We start from the raw sequence: 16,422 nt of genomic DNA on the forward strand, positions 1-16,422 counted from the left end.
TAGTCTGTTTGCACAAAAAAATAACAATATTAATAGAATTGTTAAAATATGAAATCCTTTTTTAATAGAGGCTACATAAAAGCAAGATACACTGGTTGTAGCAACTAAGAAAGGGTGATAGCAAATGCACAATCAGAATCGATTTAGGTATTTACGTTTCTTGGTTCTTTCGTCCTTGGCTTTTTATCTTGTATTCCCTCAAATTACTCATGGTGCTGTCGCAGGTTCACAGGATGGAGGAATCGGGAACACTACTCATTATTCACAGTTCCAGTCTTCATTTACAGGAGGTAAAAAAATAAATAATATTATTTATCCTCTTTTATCGACACCTGCCATTAAAAAGCAGGGAACACAACTTACTATTAAAGTAGATACACATGGCAAGTCTCCAAGTGGATGGAAAATTAACCTGGGCAGCCTGGAGCAAACCCCGGTTAAAAATGAATATTCTCTTCCTGTTGTTTCTTCTAAGCCGAGTTCTTCCTATTGGGAAAAAGACGGCACTGTTTATGATGTAACAGTAAACATCCCTACAAATGTACCGGAGGAGCTTTACGATCTTAAAGTTGCATATACCGCTGGCGGTTCGACAGTGACAGATAATCAGGCTCATTCAGTAAAAGTGGTAAAAGATTTAAAAAAGAATTTTTCCTTTCTTGACCTTACTGATATTCATGTAGGTTCACCGCGTAACGAAAATGATCCGGCAAATGCTACGGAAGCTGGTTTCTGGGATCCCGATCCGAATAAGCGATGGCTGTATCTACAAAAAACAATTCGCGAAGTTAATTTACAAAAACCAGATTTTGTTGTGCTTACAGGAGATTTAATGTTCGGACAGATGAATCCGAAAGAGTATCAATATGAATATGAAGAAGTGTACCGGATGCTGAAGCAGCTGAATGTACCTGTTTATATCGTTCCAGGCAACCATGATGGATACGCACAAGACGCTACCCTAACAGATGGATTGAAATATTGGCACAATTATTTTGGACCGCAATATTTTTCATTTGATTATGGACCATATGCTCATTTTGTTGGGCTTAATACCTTTGACTGGGATAAAGTTGACCGCAGCGGTACCGGAACAGTATCTGTTCCAACGTGGGGCGGTCAAGTGAGAAGCGAACAGCTGCAGTGGATGAAAGAAGATCTGGCGAATAATGCACAAACTGCACAGGCAGGACAGCTGCGAGGATTGCTGGCACACAATAACCCGATCTTCCGTGATCGTGATAAGTGGCCAGACACTGATCCCGAAGTACAGCAGTACTGGAAAGAATATGACCTCCAGCACGATCCTCAGACACCTGCAAATCTGGCTTTGGGTGAGAAACTCGGACTGAAATACGATCAATTGTGGCATGGTGAAGGTGCCCAGCAGGTTATCGATTTAATGAAGCAATATAATATGCAGGTTGGCCTGCATGGACATACGCATGTTGATAATATTACCAAGCAGGACAATATTTTATATGCTACGACGACTGCAGTTGAATTAACCGGGAAACCATGGATAGGATATCGGACTTTCCAGATGAACAACGGCAGCCTTGATTCTTCCTATATATACGAGAGTCCTGACCGTTCGCAGCCTATTTATCAGAATGGAAATACGACCGACGGTGTTATGTCGTTTGAGACAGAGTACAGCTCTCCTAATGATGGAACGGCTACCACCCAAACCGCAACTGTTTCCAATCGCCTTAACCGTCCAATAACTTTACACGTACCGTTTTATATGAAAAAGGGTACTTACACAACGACAGCGGGGTCGCTGCAACAAATTGATATGAATGATGACAAACAAGGCATGGATGTACAAATTACTATTCCTGCAAACAGTTCACAGAAGATTACGGTGTCTTCTTAACCAATTCGTCGACAAAATTTTTATTAAGGTTCAATCGTATCTGCGGTTGAGCCTTTTTTCTATAAAGCATTTGCTTAAGCAAATGCTTGAGGGCTGCTTTAGCAACTTTTTTGGCAGGCTCGATGCCTGCCTTTTAATAAATAAAAACTTTAGTTTTTTTCCATTTTTTCAATTGGATTATGATTGTAAATTTCGTCATTGCGCTTGCTGGTAAGGCCTGTGCACTGTTTATTGATTTCCCATTAAACGGTTTGGCGAATTTCTTAATTTCCCTAGTTTCTTCATCCTCAATTTTCTTCCAAAGCCAGTAAACAACATAATGATATTTCTTCAATTCTTCTTTTTTGATTTAGGCAAAAAAATTGTCTAGCGGAAAAGAAATAAGCACCTCCCATTTTCTACACGCATTATGCTGGTGAATTTTCATGAATAAAGGAATTTTTAAATAGGCTTTCTTATTACTAAAAACTATGTTATTTTTAACAACAAAGCATAATATCTTTGTTTAATTGCTCTACTAGGGGTGTCCAATGGCTTGGGCTGAGAAAAGAATGCACTTAAATTCTTTGACCCTTTGAACCTGATCTGGATTATACCAGCGTAGGGAAGTAGGTGTGAAGGCGTCAAATGTCTTTTGTACGCTGCTACTTTTTGGCGATATTCAGGTTCTGTGTATACAGAACCTTTTTTGTTGCCTTTCATTTACTTGTTTACCCAGCTAATGGTAACTTGTAATGACTATGCTGTAGCTCCTAGGATCGTTTATCTATCAATTTTAGGGAGGAAGTTACATGCAAAAAAAGCCAACTGAAATGAACATTGAATTAAAATCCCAATTTACAGGAAGTAAAAAAATTTATGTCGAGGGTTCCAAACCTGATATAAAGGTCCCTATGAGAGAAATCGAGCTCAGTAGAACAAAAACTTCATTTGGAGAGGAAGAAAATGCTCCCCTTCATGTATATGATACGAGTGGCCCTTACACAGACCAAGATTACAAAGTAGATATTCGAAAAGGACTGCCGCCTTTGCGCAAAAATTGGATTTTAGAACGCGATGATGTTGAGGAGTATCAAGGAAGAGAGATAAAACCAGAAGATAATGGATTCCTTGAAGGAGATGTACGTGCCAATCTTGAATGGTTCCCAAATATAAATAAAGCACCATTACGTGCCAAAAAAAGATGTAATGTCACACAAATGCATTACGCTAAAAAAGGAATTATTACACCTGAAATGGAATTCATTGCTATTCGTGAGAAGATGAATCCGGAGTTTGTTCGTGAAGAGGTAGCAAGGGGAAGAGCGATCATTCCCGCGAATATTAATCATCCGGAAAGTGAACCAATGATTATTGGACGTAATTTTCACGTTAAAATAAATGCGAATATTGGTAATTCAGCTGTAACTTCTTCTATTGAGCAAGAGGTTGAAAAGATGACATGGGCTGCTCGGTGGGGAACAGACACAATAATGGATCTTTCAACAGGGAAAAATATCCACACAACAAGAGAATGGATCATTCGAAACTCCCCAGTACCTGTTGGCACAGTACCTATCTATCAGGCACTTGAAAAGGTGAATGGAATTGCTGAAGATTTAACGTGGGAAGTGTATCGTGATACCTTAATTGAACAGGCTGAACAAGGAGTAGATTATTTTACAATTCATGCTGGTGTTTTATTACGGTATATTCCATTAACGGTCAAACGTACGACTGGGATAGTATCCCGTGGCGGTTCTATTATGGCCCAATGGTGTTTGGCTCACCATAAAGAAAATTTTTTATTTACTCACTTTGAAGAAATATGTGAAATCCTGAATCAATATGACATTTCTGTTTCACTTGGAGATGGACTGCGGCCAGGTTCAATAGCGGATGCAAATGATGAAGCCCAATTTGCTGAGCTTGAAACGTTAGGAGAATTGACTTCCATTGCGTGGAAGCATGATGTGCAGGTTATGATCGAAGGCCCTGGGCATGTGCCGATGCATATGATTAAAGAAAATGTTGATAAGCAAATGGAGATTTGTAAAGAAGCGCCATTTTATACATTAGGACCTTTAACAACGGATATTGCACCCGGGTATGACCATATCACCTCTGCTATTGGGGCTGCAATGATCGGTTGGTTTGGAACGGCTATGCTTTGTTATGTGACACCAAAGGAGCATTTAGGCTTACCAAATAAAGATGATGTCCGCGATGGGGTCATTGCTTATAAAATTGCATCGCATGCAGCCGATTTAGCGAAGGGCCACCCAGGTGCTCAAGTTAGAGATAATTCTTTATCTAAAGCACGCTTCGAGTTTCGCTGGAACGATCAATTTAATTTATCACTTGATCCAGAACGTGCAAGAGAGTTTCATGATGAAACGCTTCCTGCAGAAGGTGCAAAAACAGCTCATTTTTGTTCAATGTGCGGGCCTAAATTCTGTTCAATGAGAATTTCACATGATATTCGGGGAACAGCTGCTGAAAAAGGAACAAGCGAGGAAATCTCAATAGAAGAAGGAATGAAACAAAAGGCAGATGAATTTGTTAAAAAGGGATCGAGTATTTATCGATAAAAGAGTGATAATGAAAAACCTTATTTTAATGAATGACGAAGAACCTTACCACAAATAGCGGTAAAGCAGAATACCGAACTAACGATAGAAATGGAATAAATTGCGAACTGTACAAGATGAACCAGGATTTTCAAAAAGTTAAGTGACAGCTTCATACAAAAGATGTTGACCAATAAAGTGAACAAAGGGGCTGGATTTGTTTCCTGCCCACCTTTGTTCATAGATTTTTATACAGTCAGCTGGCGACATTTTCTGTAATTCTTTTTTTATTCGAATTGCAGTTTCTAAATGCTCTTTTTACTTCAATCTTATCTCCCTGCTTGTTCGTGTAAGACCTCATCCCTCATACGCCTTTGTTTAAAAACTAAAATAAGCCAAAGACGTTGCGAACGTCAATGGCTTTCTTACACCACTGTTAAAATGAGCGGCTTATCTTTGGTAATGACAATCGTGTGCTCAAACTGTGCGGCGTAGTGATGGTCCGGCAGCAGCATCCCCCAACCGTCAGCGCTCTCTTCTACAAATTCCGCTCCGTCCGATACAAAGGTTTCCACCGCGAGCACCAGTCCGTTCGTGAGCAGCCTGCTGTCTCGCGGATCATAGTAATTCAGAATACTGTCCGGCATCTCATGCAGTTCCCGGCCAATGCCGTGCCCGGACAAATTGCGGATCACGGTGAAGCCGTCCTTGCGGGCTTCGTTGTGAATCGCCCGTCCAATGCCGCTGATCTTCGCACCCGCCCTGGCCTTCTGAAGCCCCTGATGCAGCGCGCGAAGCGAGCTCTGACACAGCTTTTCCTTGTGCGGCGAACGGGTTCCTACCACTATCGTTGCCCCGGTGTCAGCATAATATCCGCCCAGCTCCGCCGACACATCAATATTAACGACGTCCCCTTCCTCCAGTACCCGAGGGCCTGGAATGCCATGCGCAGCCACCTCATTCACGGAGATACAGGTTGTTCCCGGAAAACCGTAGGTGATATCAGGCGCGGAGATAGCTCCATGCTCATCCAGCACCCTTTTGCCGATACGGTCGAGCTCTGCCGTTGTAACTCCCGCCCGGACAGAGGACAGCATCTCTTCACGGGCCATTGCGACGATACGGCCGATCCTCTGCAGAGCGATGAGATCGTGTTCTGATTCGATGGACAAGTTTTAAACCTCCAGTATTTGCAATATAACCCACATTTAATTCCAGTATACTCGAAAAAGAGCCTCATGTCCCTCCGTGAACTTAAATATGGGTACTTGGCTCGCGCAAAGCAATGCTCAATAAGGCACCGGCTGCAGCGATGCCCGCAATCAGTAGAAAGGTGCTGCCAAACGCCGACGAAAGCCCCTGTAGACCAGCGGCATTCACATTAGCAAAAGGGGCATTTGTAAGAATTGGTATATTTGGGTAGCTGTTATTTTCGTCATATTGTTTGGTTTTTATCTAATTAAACGAAAAAAATAAGGTTCTGTCCTTTCTTCAATTACCAGATTTAAATTATTAGTATTGTGACCCGTTCGAACGCGATCCCCCAAGGGATCAGCACCGGATTAGAATAGCCGGCCCGATGCTGACTAATTCCACTAAAAAGCCCCTACAGTCGCGGCTGAAGCGCAGCAGAACTTGTAGGGGCTTTTCAAGCGAAGCTGATGAATTGATCGGCTTATGGGGGCTCCATGCCCACCAATAAGGCGAGAAGGCAACATTTCAAATCACCGATCTAGCATGCTGCTAGAACGGTATAGAACCGAAATAAAGGACAAAAAACCTCCATGATAATCGTCTCTTATTGTGGTAATAAAGGAAATTGTTCACGAATATCCAAAATAACATCAGAAAATTCAGTCAAATAAAAGTAGTTTCAAATCCGATAAAAACTCATGTTGTCTGCCGGTTTTTAATACCTTTTTAATCTTGTTGACCGACCTAATGAGGAAACATCTTAAATTTTAAGCCAAGGCTGATAATCTGCCCCACTGCCAGTACCTCGACCCTCTTTAATCCACTTATCGATTTTAGATGTTCTTTTTCTTTTCGACACAAAAGATAATCATATCCAAAGGGGCAAAGCTTCGCATCTTTTTTATAAACATCGCAACTTTATTTTAAATCCACACTTTTTCCCCAATGGGAGAAAAAATTTGTCTTGAATAGCGGTTAGTCAACAACACTCATTCCTTCTTTCGGACTGCTTGCACTGGCATAGCGTTTACGTTGAATGATGCCTGCTTCATAGCCTAGCCTGCCCGCCTCAATGGCAAGCTTCATCGCTTCTGCCATTTTGACAGGATCTTCGGCACTTGATACAGCTGTATTTAATAAAACACCGTCTGCACCCATTTGCATCGCAAGCGCTGCATCAGAAGGGCTTCCTATCCCTGCATCAACAATAACCGGAACTTTCGCCTGTTCAATGATAAAACTGAGGTTCAGCGGATTGATAATTCCCATTCCTGATCCGATCGGTGAAGCCCCAGGCATAATGGCATGAACGCCAAGCTCCTGCAGCCGTTTAGCCAGCACTACATCATCGGACGTGTAGGGAAGAACGATAAAGCCTTCCTCCAGCAGCCTTTCGCTTGCTTTTAAAGTTTCCACTGGATCCGGTAGAAGCGTTTGATTATCCCCGATAACTTCTACCTTTATCATAGTACAAAGACCCGATGCTTTGGCAAGTCTGGCAATTCGGACAGCCTCTTCTGCGTTTTTGGCACCGGCAGTATTCGGCAGCAGCGAGTATCTGGATAAATCAAGCTTTTCCAAAAGATTTGGCTGGCTCTGGTCAAATATATCCATTCTCCGTACGGCAAAAGTGAGAATTTCAGTTTCAGAAGCGTCAATTGCTTTTTTCTGAGTGTCAAAGTCACTGTATTTGCCTGTTCCTAAAAGCAGCCTTGATTGAAAAGAATAAGGGCCTATTTTCAGCATATTATCCGCCTCCCACAAAAGTTACGATTTCAAGTTTGTCCTCATTTTTTAAAATTCTTTTTATATGATCACTTTTTTCAAGGATCTCTCCATTTTGCTCGATAACAATGGTTCTCTCAGATAGATCGAGATGTTGAATAAGTTCTTGCACAGTATGTATTTCTGCCGTTAAATCCGTCCAGTTCCCATTAATACACACCTGCATGTCTTACCCCCTCTTCAGCAAAAGAAAGGCTGCTTTCTTTTCCTTCAAACAGATCAGCCATGTATCTGCCGGCAGCCGGGCTAAGCAAGATACCGTTCCTAAAGTGGCCTGTACAGGCGTATAAGCCATCAATTTTCCCATGCTTTTTCATATAGGGAGCACCGTGGACTGACTGAGGCCGAAGACCAGCCCAAACACTTTCCATAGAGGCGTTTTCAATGGCAGGCAGAATCTTTTGGGCTTTTTCAAGCAGTGCCTTTACACTTTTGGCTTTTACCTTTTTGGAAAAATCATGGGCTACTACCGTTGCACCGATCAATAACCGGCCTTCTCTTTTTGGGACTATATAAAAACCGTTTTTAAAAACAGGGGCTTGGAGCAGCGGCTTATCTGTTTTTAAGCAGATCATTTCCCCTTTAACTGGATAAGTTTTCAGGTCCCGAAACTCCGAAAGAAGCGGCGTGCTCCAGGCGCCTGCGCAAATTACAGCATTTTGGCCGAATATCATGCCGCTTTTCGTTTGAATACCTTTCACACTTTGATTCTCGATAAGAATGTTTTCGGCTTTTGTATATTCGTACAAATCTGCTCCGCAAGCAGCAGCAGCATGCAAATATGCCTTCGTCAGGGCGGGGGCCATCACATGACCGTCTTTTGGATAAAAAACCGCTCCTGCTAAATCTTTGGAAAGGCTGCTTTCGTTTTCTCTTAGTTTATCGCCGGTAAGAAAAACCGTTTCTTCGCCTGTTTCCTCCTGCCAGCGTGCCGTTTTTTTCAGCTTTTCCAATTCCTCATCAGTTTCAGCAATTTTATAAATTCCTTTTTCTTCATACCCAATATCAATGCCTGTCAATTCTTTAAGCTGTAGCGAAAGGTCAGGAAAAAGCGCTCTGCTTTCTCTTGCTAGCTCAAATAGCGGATCATATTCATCCCATTCCGCCTGAACGCCAAGCAGTCCGGCTGCAGCGCTGGATGCTTCTTTCCCGCCTTCACCCTTTTCAACAATTGCCACTGTGTGGTCTCTTTTTGAAAGCTCATAGGCAACCGAACCGCCAATTGCTCCTCCCCCGATGACAATGCAATCATAAACCTTTATCATATTAGCAATCCTCCTTTTCCGACAGCTGATCTGTAATCAGAAGCCGCTTTTAACGTATCTTGGCTATCCCAGATTCCTGACATAACAGCAAAGCCGGCTGCTCCTGCAAGAAGAATTTCCGGCACATAATCAGGCCGGATGCCGCCAATTGCAATAACCGGTACAGGCGACTGCTCTGCCACTTCACAGAGCTCGGCTAAGCCGCGGGGCTCTCTTCCCTTTTTGCTATCTGTTTCAAAAACATGTCCATAAAGGAGCATATCAGCTCTTCCGATAATTGCAGCTCTTGCCTCTTTTAAGGAATGCACTGAAGAGCCTGCATACAATGCAGGAAAACTCGATTTTACAGCTGATACCGGAATGCCTTGAGTGCCAAGCTGAACTCGTTTTATTCCAGTTATCATTGCCAGATCAACCCGGTCGTTTATAATCAGCTTTGCTGCAGGAATACCTTCATTCAGGAAAACCTGAATTCCTTCGTAGAGCTCTTTAGATGATTTTTCCTTCTCCCTTATATGCAAAAAATCAATAAATGGATGGAACTCTTTTACTTTAGGAAGCATTTCACTAAAAGACAGCTTTCCGTTTGTAATCACATGAAACTCCATCTGCGAATCCCTCCAATAAGCCAAAAAAGCCCATTCCGCGTGTTGGCGAAATGGGCTTGAATGCACAATGAAAGACAGCTGTCCCCGTATCGCTTCCCTACGCTAGTACAAACTAGATCAGGTTTTAAGGGTTTAAAAACTGGTGTTTTAATCTCAGCCGGCCTGCCGGCTCCCCTAGCAAAGAATGGATATTTTTTCATCAGTATACCATTGAAAAACGAACATTCAAGCTATATTGAATAAAATGGTACTTTTGGCCTTGCACTTTAAATTAGGTTATGCTCCTTTACTAAAGAATTGGTTTTTCATTCAAGTAATTAATAGCCCTTCACCGATTAAAAATGTGCCGACAGGCGACAATGGTAACAATAAATCTGAAAAACGGTGATAATTATGATGGTAATTCAGTGGGGCACTTCTATATTAATGTGTAGCAATTTGACTGCTTTAGGATGGGAAAGTTTCAAACGAATGTCAGAGCTAATCGGGGAGTTACAAAAAGTATTTATTTTGGTTAATTAGCTGGCTCTTTTAGTTTGCATTTATGGTCCATATTGTTGTTACAAGGCATAACCCAAGGGATACATAACCGACCAATTTCCATGCTCTTCTTTTTTTTATGGACTTCAAAAAAAATATTGCTATATAATGGAAGTAAATAAGTCAGGAGGTGGGCTGAAATGGAAGATACCAAAAAGCTAACAAAATGGAACTTGATTCAAAATTTAGCCTGGCCATTCTTCGTTCTTATTGTTTTTACTGAAAGGGCTAATCCTCAAATTAGTTTAGGATGGTTCCTTGCGGTAACACTCTTATTCATTGGCGTGATCTACTCGTTTTTTTCTCCAAACAAAAGACTTAAAAAGCTCGGTTATCTGACTCTCGTATTATTCGCCATAGTAACAATATGGACATCATTCTTTTCATCCATTTGAAAGCGATTAAATAAGGGATTTCACCAAAGGGAATTGTCTTTATTAATGTGTATAAGAAGAAATCATGTATTGATTAATATATTTTTTCATTCTCCGCGAACCTTCAAGCCGCATAGCTGCTTCCCAGAAGCGAAAACTGCCCTCATATCCATGGGCGAAGTATAAATAATCAAAGAAGATTTCATCGCCTTGCGGTTCCTCCAAAACCTTGATCTTCAAATTCCTCATTTCCTTTTTCATCTCCCTGGCTTCCAAGCGAAGGGCTTTTAAGATCCCATCAATCATGGCCACATAAGGCTCGGGAATTTTAAATGGCAGCCTCTCGAAGCTTACGCGATTCTCTTCCAGCTCTGAAATGAGGTAGACCCTGTAAATATATTCATAAATAAGGTCCTCTTCCGCAACAGGAATTGGAGCTTTCATGATGCTTCCATCCTTTCAAGTTCCTTATCTATAAGTGCCTGACATCTGTTAAAGGATAAAAGGAAATCGTAAATTTGTTTTTCCATTCATCCATTAACTGAATGGTTTTCTCCAGCTGATTCATTTTCAAGACCATTCCCGTCTTTTCGCTAAATAAGCCATCATGCCAAAATCGTGAAAATGAAGGTAATGCTTGTTTTGAAGGCTTTCTAATAAGAGCTGTTCCATTTCGAGTATTTGATCTTCATTTAAAAATGGCCGGGGTGTTTTAAGATCTTCCCGAAACACTTTCTTGGCCATTTGCACGTGTTCAGGAAGCATCATGGAAGTCCATTTAATATTTCCCGATCTCGAATCAACGGAATCTCCCCCTCATAAATAGAATATATGTTCCTATTTTAACCGATTTTAACGAATAAGAAACTGGTGTTTTTTATAAGAAAAAAAGACCGATGCCGGTCATTTCTGTAGGAGATGTATGTGTCCATTTTTTAAAATAAGCACCCCGAAGGATGCTTAATTACTCAAAGTGTTTCACTTTTTCTTTCAGGATAATTCGTCCTAAGATCCTTTGCTTTTTCCCTAGGTTAAGCAATGCGAAAGCCATTGGGCTACAAATACCCCTATATAAAAGCAGCAACTGAATAAGCAGCATTTGCTATGAATAACGAATTAAAAAAAGCCATGACTAAAAATGCTCATGGCCTTCTATAAAAAATAGGGGGTCTTTCAGTTATCATAAAGGATTTTTTGCTTTTTATCAGCACGCTTTAGAACTATTTATTGTATGAAATTATGCTTTTAAAATACTTAATAAGAATGACCAAAAAATAATTGAGCTGACAGACTAACTGTCTTTGGGGATAGGAGCGACTTCCCTAAATCGCAGTCGGTATGCGGGTAAAAAATATTAATCAAAATATAGTCCATATTTCTATAAGTATGAACTTTTTTTATTCTGGCACTATACGCTGTTCGTACTCTGTCTAAGTTGAAAAGCTTTATATATATGGTCAGGGCTAACCTTACCGAATACTTCTATTTTACTTAAAGAATAGAAGATGAAGTTATCCCCATTATTTCCACTTTTGCCTTTCCAAAGCTAACACCTTTATCTAATATTCTCCTTATACACTACTTTACTAAATTGATTATTTGATATCGCAATTGAGAAAACGATTACAAATAGGAATACACTCGGACCCAATATCAAATAAGTTTTTGAAAAGCCTATCGTATCATACCAATAACCAACTAATGGAGACAAAATTGCCTGACCCACTTGGGAAATAAAATAGTAGCCAACAATATACATGGTGGAAGATAACCTTGCATCAAAATTAGAAGCAATAAATTTAAATATGGCTACTAGCATTATAGGCAGCTCAAAGGAATGCATCATTTTCATTATGGATATGCCTATAGGTTCTGTTACCAGGCCAGATCCCAATATTCTAATGGCCATGATTAAACCTGCTAAAACCAAGCCTTTTTTAGCCCCAATCTTATTGACAATAATAGGGGAAAGAAACATCATTCCTGCCTCTACAAAAATCTGAACGGAGTTTAAATAACCAAACATCTGATTTCCTAATTCCTTTGATGAAAACATTGAGGCATAGTAAACGGGAAACTGTTGATCATAAACCGAGTAAACACAAGCAACTCCCAATACATATATGACAAATGACCAAAAAGTTTTATTCTTTAATAAGATCAAACCATCTGTTAATTTTAATGATTCTGATTTTTGCTGTTCTTCCTCTGTTATAACGATTTTTGTAAATAACAGAAAAACAATCAATAAGAGGCTGCAAACGGATGCAATCCAAAAATTAATATTAGGATCGATATTAAATAACTGTCCAGCGAATAAAGCAGCAGATGCAGCTCCTAGCGAACCCCACATCCGTGCTTTCCCGTATTCAAAATTATATTTCTTACCGGTTCTTTCCGCATATGATTCAACTGCACCGAGTCCCGCTAAAAAGGTTGCACTAACATAAATACTTCCAGCAATTGCCCCTATAAAGATATTATATTTTAATAGAGGACTATACACATAAATGAAAAACGGACCTACAAACATTAATAAAAATACAATAATCCACAACACATGTTTTTTTAAACCGACTTTATCAGAAACGAATCCATACAAAGGTTGAATAAAAAGTGTAGCAATCGCGTTAAGGGAAAAAACGAGACCAACTTCAGCCCCACTTAAATTTAACGTTTGGCCTAACCAAATGGAAAATAAGGACAATGTTGAAATTTGTGCAAAAAAGTAGAAGAATATGAAGCCGCTTAACATCCAATAGGTTGAATTAATCTTCATTTTAATAATCGCCCCTTTTTATTGTGTTACTGTCTGCAATTGATTCTTGACGACCACTTTATATCCGGTTGTATTCTCAACGATCATTACCTCAAAAGTGTTTTGTTTTTGACGAGTAACTTTCAAAGATAAAGTCCCTTTCCCAATAGGAAGCCTTTCAATCTCTAAATATGTCATTCGATCAAGAAGCACAGGAGAGAGATGGATTTCCTTTTCTAAACTATTTGGGGTCAAACCGAGCAGGGCCTGTATAAAAATAAGTGGCGTACCTGCCGCCCATGCTTGAGGAGAACATGCAATTGGATATTTTACCGGCTTACCACTTGACATGGAGTATCCACAAAACAATTCCGGAAGACGATTGTATTCGAAATGCAAAGAAGCATCTATTAATCCTTGGATGATCTTGTTCGCTTGATCTTGTTTTCCAACCTTACTTAGCCCGAGTACAATTAAACTGTTATCATGGGGCCATACACTTCCGTCATGATAGCTCATTGGGTTATAGCCTGTTTCTCCTTCCCCCATTGTACGGATTCCATAACCGGAAAACATTTTAGGAGAAAGAAGCATATCAGAAACTTCTTCTATTCGTTCTTTAGTCAGCATACCTGACATGAAAAGATGACCTGGATTAGAAGTAATCGTCCCAACTTGCTGCTTGTTTCTATCTAGTGCAATGGCATAGAAAGAGACATCATCCATCCAAAAAGCTTCATCAAATTTTTGCCGCAATGCTTGTGCTTCCTGATGTAAAATTTCTGCTTTATTCAGCTCATTGAGGGATTCGTAAATCTCTGCCAATCCGACTTTTGCCTGATAAACGTACCCCTGTACTTCTGATAGAGCAATCGGCGATTTTGCATATTCACCGTTCCTGTGAACGTTTGAATCATCGGAATCTTTCCATCCTTGATTTGAAATGCCTCTACTTGACTCCTGGTGGTATTCAACAAACAAATCCCCATCACGGTCACCATACCTTTTAATCCATTTGAGTGCGTTTTCGATATTTTCTTCAAGCTCTTTGAATAGAGTCAGGTCTCCTGTCCATTTCACATATTCCACAAGTAAAATTAAGAATAGTGGCGTTGCATCAATTGTTCCATAATATGGTGTAAACGGAATTTGATTGGTGTTCGCTAATTCCCCAAAACGAATTTCATGCATGATTTTCCCTGGTTGTTCATCACGCCATGGATCTACATTTTTCCCTTGATAGTGAGCCATTGTTACCAATGTTCCTTTTGCTACTTCCGGATTAAAAGGAAGCATTTGAAGTGCCGCAATTAAGCTATCACGTCCGAACGGAACCCCAAACCAAGGAAGTCCAGCTACTGGGAATTGTCCATACCCTAAATCAGTCAATAAAACCCCAAGGTCCGCGATCCCGCGAGTTACAAGATGCTCAAGAGGCTTATAATCCGTTTGAATAATAGGCATTTTATCTTCCCAGTTTTTACAAGTCGCTTCTAAGCTATGTAATGCTTTTTTAAATGGTAGAATCATTTCTTTTCTTTTTTCTCCAATTTGTGGTATAACCGTTAAAATCACTTGGTCTTCTTCATTGTGATTAAGAGAAAAATGGAAAGCAGCTTTATTATCTGCCGTCCGAACTGCATCTTTATCCCATGTGATATTGGTATAACGATTAATTTGGTCTTCACCTTTATAACCAAACGTCATCCTATTTTTTTCTGCATGCTGTCCAGTACGCTCTCCGACGCTGCCTGTCTGAAAGCCGCGAACGATAAACATATCCTGAAAATCGGCATCAAACTCTATTTCCAATTCAAAGTTCACTGGTTTTGGGTGGTAGTTTTTAACGGATAAAGATTCATACAAGACATCATCGTAGATAAAGCGCTTACGCAGAAGCTGGATGGATTCCCTCCATAAGATTTGTTTCCCGTCCTTTTCAATGTGGGGATTTGTCAAAATGATGCTTGTGATATGATTTTCATCAGCATTAGAGGCTAATAAAACTGGATTTTCTCCGTTTATCTTCACATTCCATTTGCTTAAAAACCTTGTGTCCTTCGTGTATAATCCTAGTCCGTAAGTGTTGTTTTCAGGAATGTCACCACTCTGATCTGTTAGTAAGAACAATTCATTTTCTTTTATTACACGGTAATCCATTTTTTGAACCTCCACTTTTAAGTTATCCAAAACGTTTCGGGTAGTGATCAAAAAATTTTTCTCCATTTAAAGTGGAGAAATTAAACATGGCAAACTGGAGCACTTGACTCCCGTTGTATTAGCTGTGTTTCCAGCATGCGGTAATTTTGCTTAGCTTCCCCTTCTAGTATCTCAATTAATAAGTCAGCTGCTTCATATCCCATATCAAAAACCTTTTGACCCACAGTTGTCAATGATGGCGTTACATAGGAGGCAAGTAAAATATCATCGTAACCGACAATCGAAATATCTTTTGGAACGGACAAACCCTGATTTTGACAAGCTTTTATTGCACCTATTGCCATGACATCACTCGCACAGAAAATGGCTGTAATTTCTGGTGAAGAAGATAACAGGGATGATACAGCTTTCTCTGCCTTCTTCTCATCAAATTTTCCATCTAGAATCCATTTGCTGTTTGCAGCTATATCGTGTTTTTCTAATGTATTTTTATAGCCTTTTAAACGCTGCTGGCTCACAAAAGCTTGCGGGTATCCATTTACCATGGCGATGTTACGATGGCCAAGTTTAATAAGATGTTCCACTGCTTTGTTAGCTCCTAAAACATTATCGGTCGTAACATAACCAACTGTACTCGTCTCTACAGGGATATCAACGAGCACACACGGTATATCACTTTCCATCACTTCTTTCAGATATGGGTCATCTAATTTAATCCCTTGAACAATCACACCATCCACTCTTCGTTCTTGGCAAAGTTGTGTATATGTTTTTTCCCGCTGCCTGGAAGAATCGGTGTTAAATAAAATCAGATCATACTCTCTAGATGAAACACAATCATTAATCCCGCATAACACCCGAAACGTAAAGTTGTCCTTTACATCATCCCGATTCATGCCAGAAACAAGGAGCCCGATGGTTTTAGACTTTTTCATGACAAGTCTCCTTGCCAAAATATTTGGGCTGTAATTCAGCTGTTTTGAAATCTCCATGATTTTCTTCCGTGTTTCTGCACTTACGTCAGAGTAGCCGTTTAGAGCTCTTGAAACAGTCGTAACAGAACAGCCTGCTACTTTAGCAATATCCTTGATTGTTGTCAATAAAACCCAACTCCAAAACGTTTTGGATTATCTTACAAGTCTTACTGTACACTACCTAGAGAACGCTTTCAAGATTATTTTTATATAATAATAATTCCAGTCAGTACCCGGCAGAAAGAGCTGCATGATTTTTCCGTCCTGTTCTTTTAGACCGTGACAATGGGTGAGACACCTGCTTTTAATGAATAGGAATATTTGTCTAACATGTCA

At 40.2% G+C, this 16,422-nt stretch carries 13 protein-coding genes, 1 pseudogene and 2 riboswitches; of the genes and pseudogenes, 3 read left to right on the top strand and 11 right to left on the bottom strand.

Going from position 1 to position 16,422, the window contains the following annotated elements; genetic code table 11:
* Positions 1 to 124: 124 nt before the first annotated feature.
* Both ACOT8F_RS11875 and thiC read left to right on the top strand, forming a co-directional pair.
* The gene (locus ACOT8F_RS11875) at positions 125 to 1,879 is read left to right on the top strand and encodes a metallophosphoesterase family protein (protein WP_421652124.1); all 1,755 of its coding nucleotides are present in this window, start codon (positions 125 to 127) and stop codon (positions 1,877 to 1,879) included.
* 509 nt (positions 1,880 to 2,388) lie between these two features.
* Positions 2,389 to 2,503, top strand: a riboswitch (TPP riboswitch).
* A 167-nt stretch (positions 2,504 to 2,670) separates the two neighbouring features.
* Entirely contained in the window at positions 2,671 to 4,449 is a 1,779-nt protein-coding gene (gene thiC / locus ACOT8F_RS11880) for a phosphomethylpyrimidine synthase ThiC (RefSeq protein ID WP_421652125.1), read from the top strand.
* A gap of 404 nt (positions 4,450 to 4,853) precedes the next feature.
* On the opposite strand, the gene map is transcribed toward thiC, so the two are convergent.
* The 6 genes and pseudogenes from map to ACOT8F_RS11910 all read right to left on the bottom strand — a co-directional run bounded on the left by map (position 4,854) and on the right by ACOT8F_RS11910 (position 9,280).
* Positions 4,854 to 5,600 (bottom strand): type I methionyl aminopeptidase, encoded by a 747-nt coding sequence (map, locus tag ACOT8F_RS11885; RefSeq protein ID WP_421652126.1) that lies wholly within the window; start codon positions 5,598 to 5,600, stop codon positions 4,854 to 4,856.
* A gap of 629 nt (positions 5,601 to 6,229) precedes the next feature.
* Positions 6,230 to 6,481: pseudogene (locus tag ACOT8F_RS11890) on the bottom strand (TnsA endonuclease N-terminal domain-containing protein); the annotation flags it as partial.
* A gap of 116 nt (positions 6,482 to 6,597) precedes the next feature.
* Entirely contained in the window at positions 6,598 to 7,368 is a 771-nt protein-coding gene (locus tag ACOT8F_RS11895) for a thiazole synthase (RefSeq protein ID WP_421652127.1), read from the bottom strand.
* A gap of 1 nt (position 7,369) precedes the next feature.
* Entirely contained in the window at positions 7,370 to 7,573 is a 204-nt protein-coding gene (gene thiS / locus ACOT8F_RS11900) for a sulfur carrier protein ThiS (protein ID WP_421652128.1), read from the bottom strand.
* On the bottom strand, positions 7,557 to 8,672 hold the full coding sequence (gene thiO, locus ACOT8F_RS11905; protein ID WP_421652129.1) for a glycine oxidase ThiO: 1,116 nt from the start codon (positions 8,670 to 8,672) through the stop codon (positions 7,557 to 7,559). Before thiO ends, thiS begins: the two co-directional genes overlap by 17 nt.
* On the bottom strand, positions 8,669 to 9,280 hold the full coding sequence (locus tag ACOT8F_RS11910; RefSeq protein WP_421652130.1) for a thiamine phosphate synthase: 612 nt from the start codon (positions 9,278 to 9,280) through the stop codon (positions 8,669 to 8,671). Before ACOT8F_RS11910 ends, thiO begins: the two co-directional genes overlap by 4 nt.
* A 77-nt stretch (positions 9,281 to 9,357) precedes the next feature.
* Positions 9,358 to 9,466: riboswitch (TPP riboswitch) on the bottom strand.
* 494 nt (positions 9,467 to 9,960) lie between these two features.
* Here ACOT8F_RS11910 and ACOT8F_RS11915 point away from each other — a divergent pair.
* Entirely contained in the window at positions 9,961 to 10,215 is a 255-nt protein-coding gene (locus ACOT8F_RS11915) for a hypothetical protein (RefSeq protein ID WP_421652131.1), read from the top strand.
* 42 nt (positions 10,216 to 10,257) lie between these two features.
* Here ACOT8F_RS11915 and ACOT8F_RS11920 read toward each other — a convergent pair whose 3' ends face one another.
* The 5 genes from ACOT8F_RS11920 to ACOT8F_RS11940 all read right to left on the bottom strand — a co-directional run bounded on the left by ACOT8F_RS11920 (position 10,258) and on the right by ACOT8F_RS11940 (position 16,212).
* Positions 10,258 to 10,638, bottom strand: a complete 381-nt coding sequence (locus ACOT8F_RS11920; RefSeq protein ID WP_421652132.1) for a YhjD family protein — start codon at positions 10,636 to 10,638, stop codon at positions 10,258 to 10,260.
* Between the two features lie 126 nt (positions 10,639 to 10,764).
* On the bottom strand, positions 10,765 to 10,962 hold the full coding sequence (locus ACOT8F_RS11925) for a YolD-like family protein (protein WP_421652133.1): 198 nt from the start codon (positions 10,960 to 10,962) through the stop codon (positions 10,765 to 10,767).
* A gap of 787 nt (positions 10,963 to 11,749) precedes the next feature.
* The gene (locus ACOT8F_RS11930) at positions 11,750 to 12,973 is read right to left on the bottom strand and encodes an MFS transporter (RefSeq protein ID WP_421652134.1); all 1,224 of its coding nucleotides are present in this window, start codon (positions 12,971 to 12,973) and stop codon (positions 11,750 to 11,752) included.
* 18 nt (positions 12,974 to 12,991) lie between these two features.
* Positions 12,992 to 15,112, bottom strand: a complete 2,121-nt coding sequence (locus ACOT8F_RS11935) for an amylo-alpha-1,6-glucosidase (RefSeq protein WP_421652135.1) — start codon at positions 15,110 to 15,112, stop codon at positions 12,992 to 12,994.
* An 80-nt stretch (positions 15,113 to 15,192) separates the two neighbouring features.
* A complete protein-coding gene (locus ACOT8F_RS11940; protein ID WP_421652136.1) occupies positions 15,193 to 16,212 on the bottom strand; it encodes a LacI family DNA-binding transcriptional regulator in 1,020 nt (339 codons plus the stop codon).
* Positions 16,213 to 16,422: the final 210 nt, after the last annotated feature.

This window comes from Chryseobacillus diguaensis (assembly GCF_049220665.1).
Taxonomy (GTDB): Bacteria; Bacillota; Bacilli; order Bacillales; family Bacillaceae; genus Metabacillus_B.

Bases quoted from the DNA above. Each gene is read 5' to 3' on its own strand.
- ACOT8F_RS11875 (WP_421652124.1), top strand. From the start codon at position 125: ATGCACAATCAGAATCGATTTAGGTATTTACGTTTCTTGGTTCTTTCG.
- thiC (WP_421652125.1), top strand. From the start codon at position 2,671: ATGCAAAAAAAGCCAACTGAAATGAACATTGAATTAAAATCCCAATTT.
- ACOT8F_RS11895 (WP_421652127.1), bottom strand. From the start codon at position 7,368: ATGCTGAAAATAGGCCCTTATTCTTTTCAATCAAGGCTGCTTTTAGGA.
- thiS (WP_421652128.1), bottom strand. From the start codon at position 7,573: ATGCAGGTGTGTATTAATGGGAACTGGACGGATTTAACGGCAGAAATA.
- thiO (WP_421652129.1), bottom strand. From the start codon at position 8,672: ATGATAAAGGTTTATGATTGCATTGTCATCGGGGGAGGAGCAATTGGC.
- ACOT8F_RS11910 (WP_421652130.1), bottom strand. From the start codon at position 9,280: ATGGAGTTTCATGTGATTACAAACGGAAAGCTGTCTTTTAGTGAAATG.
- ACOT8F_RS11915 (WP_421652131.1), top strand. From the start codon at position 9,961: ATGGAAGATACCAAAAAGCTAACAAAATGGAACTTGATTCAAAATTTA.
- ACOT8F_RS11920 (WP_421652132.1), bottom strand. From the start codon at position 10,638: ATGAAAGCTCCAATTCCTGTTGCGGAAGAGGACCTTATTTATGAATAT.
- ACOT8F_RS11925 (WP_421652133.1), bottom strand. From the start codon at position 10,962: ATGATGCTTCCTGAACACGTGCAAATGGCCAAGAAAGTGTTTCGGGAA.
- ACOT8F_RS11930 (WP_421652134.1), bottom strand. From the start codon at position 12,973: ATGAAGATTAATTCAACCTATTGGATGTTAAGCGGCTTCATATTCTTC.
- ACOT8F_RS11935 (WP_421652135.1), bottom strand. From the start codon at position 15,112: ATGGATTACCGTGTAATAAAAGAAAATGAATTGTTCTTACTAACAGAT.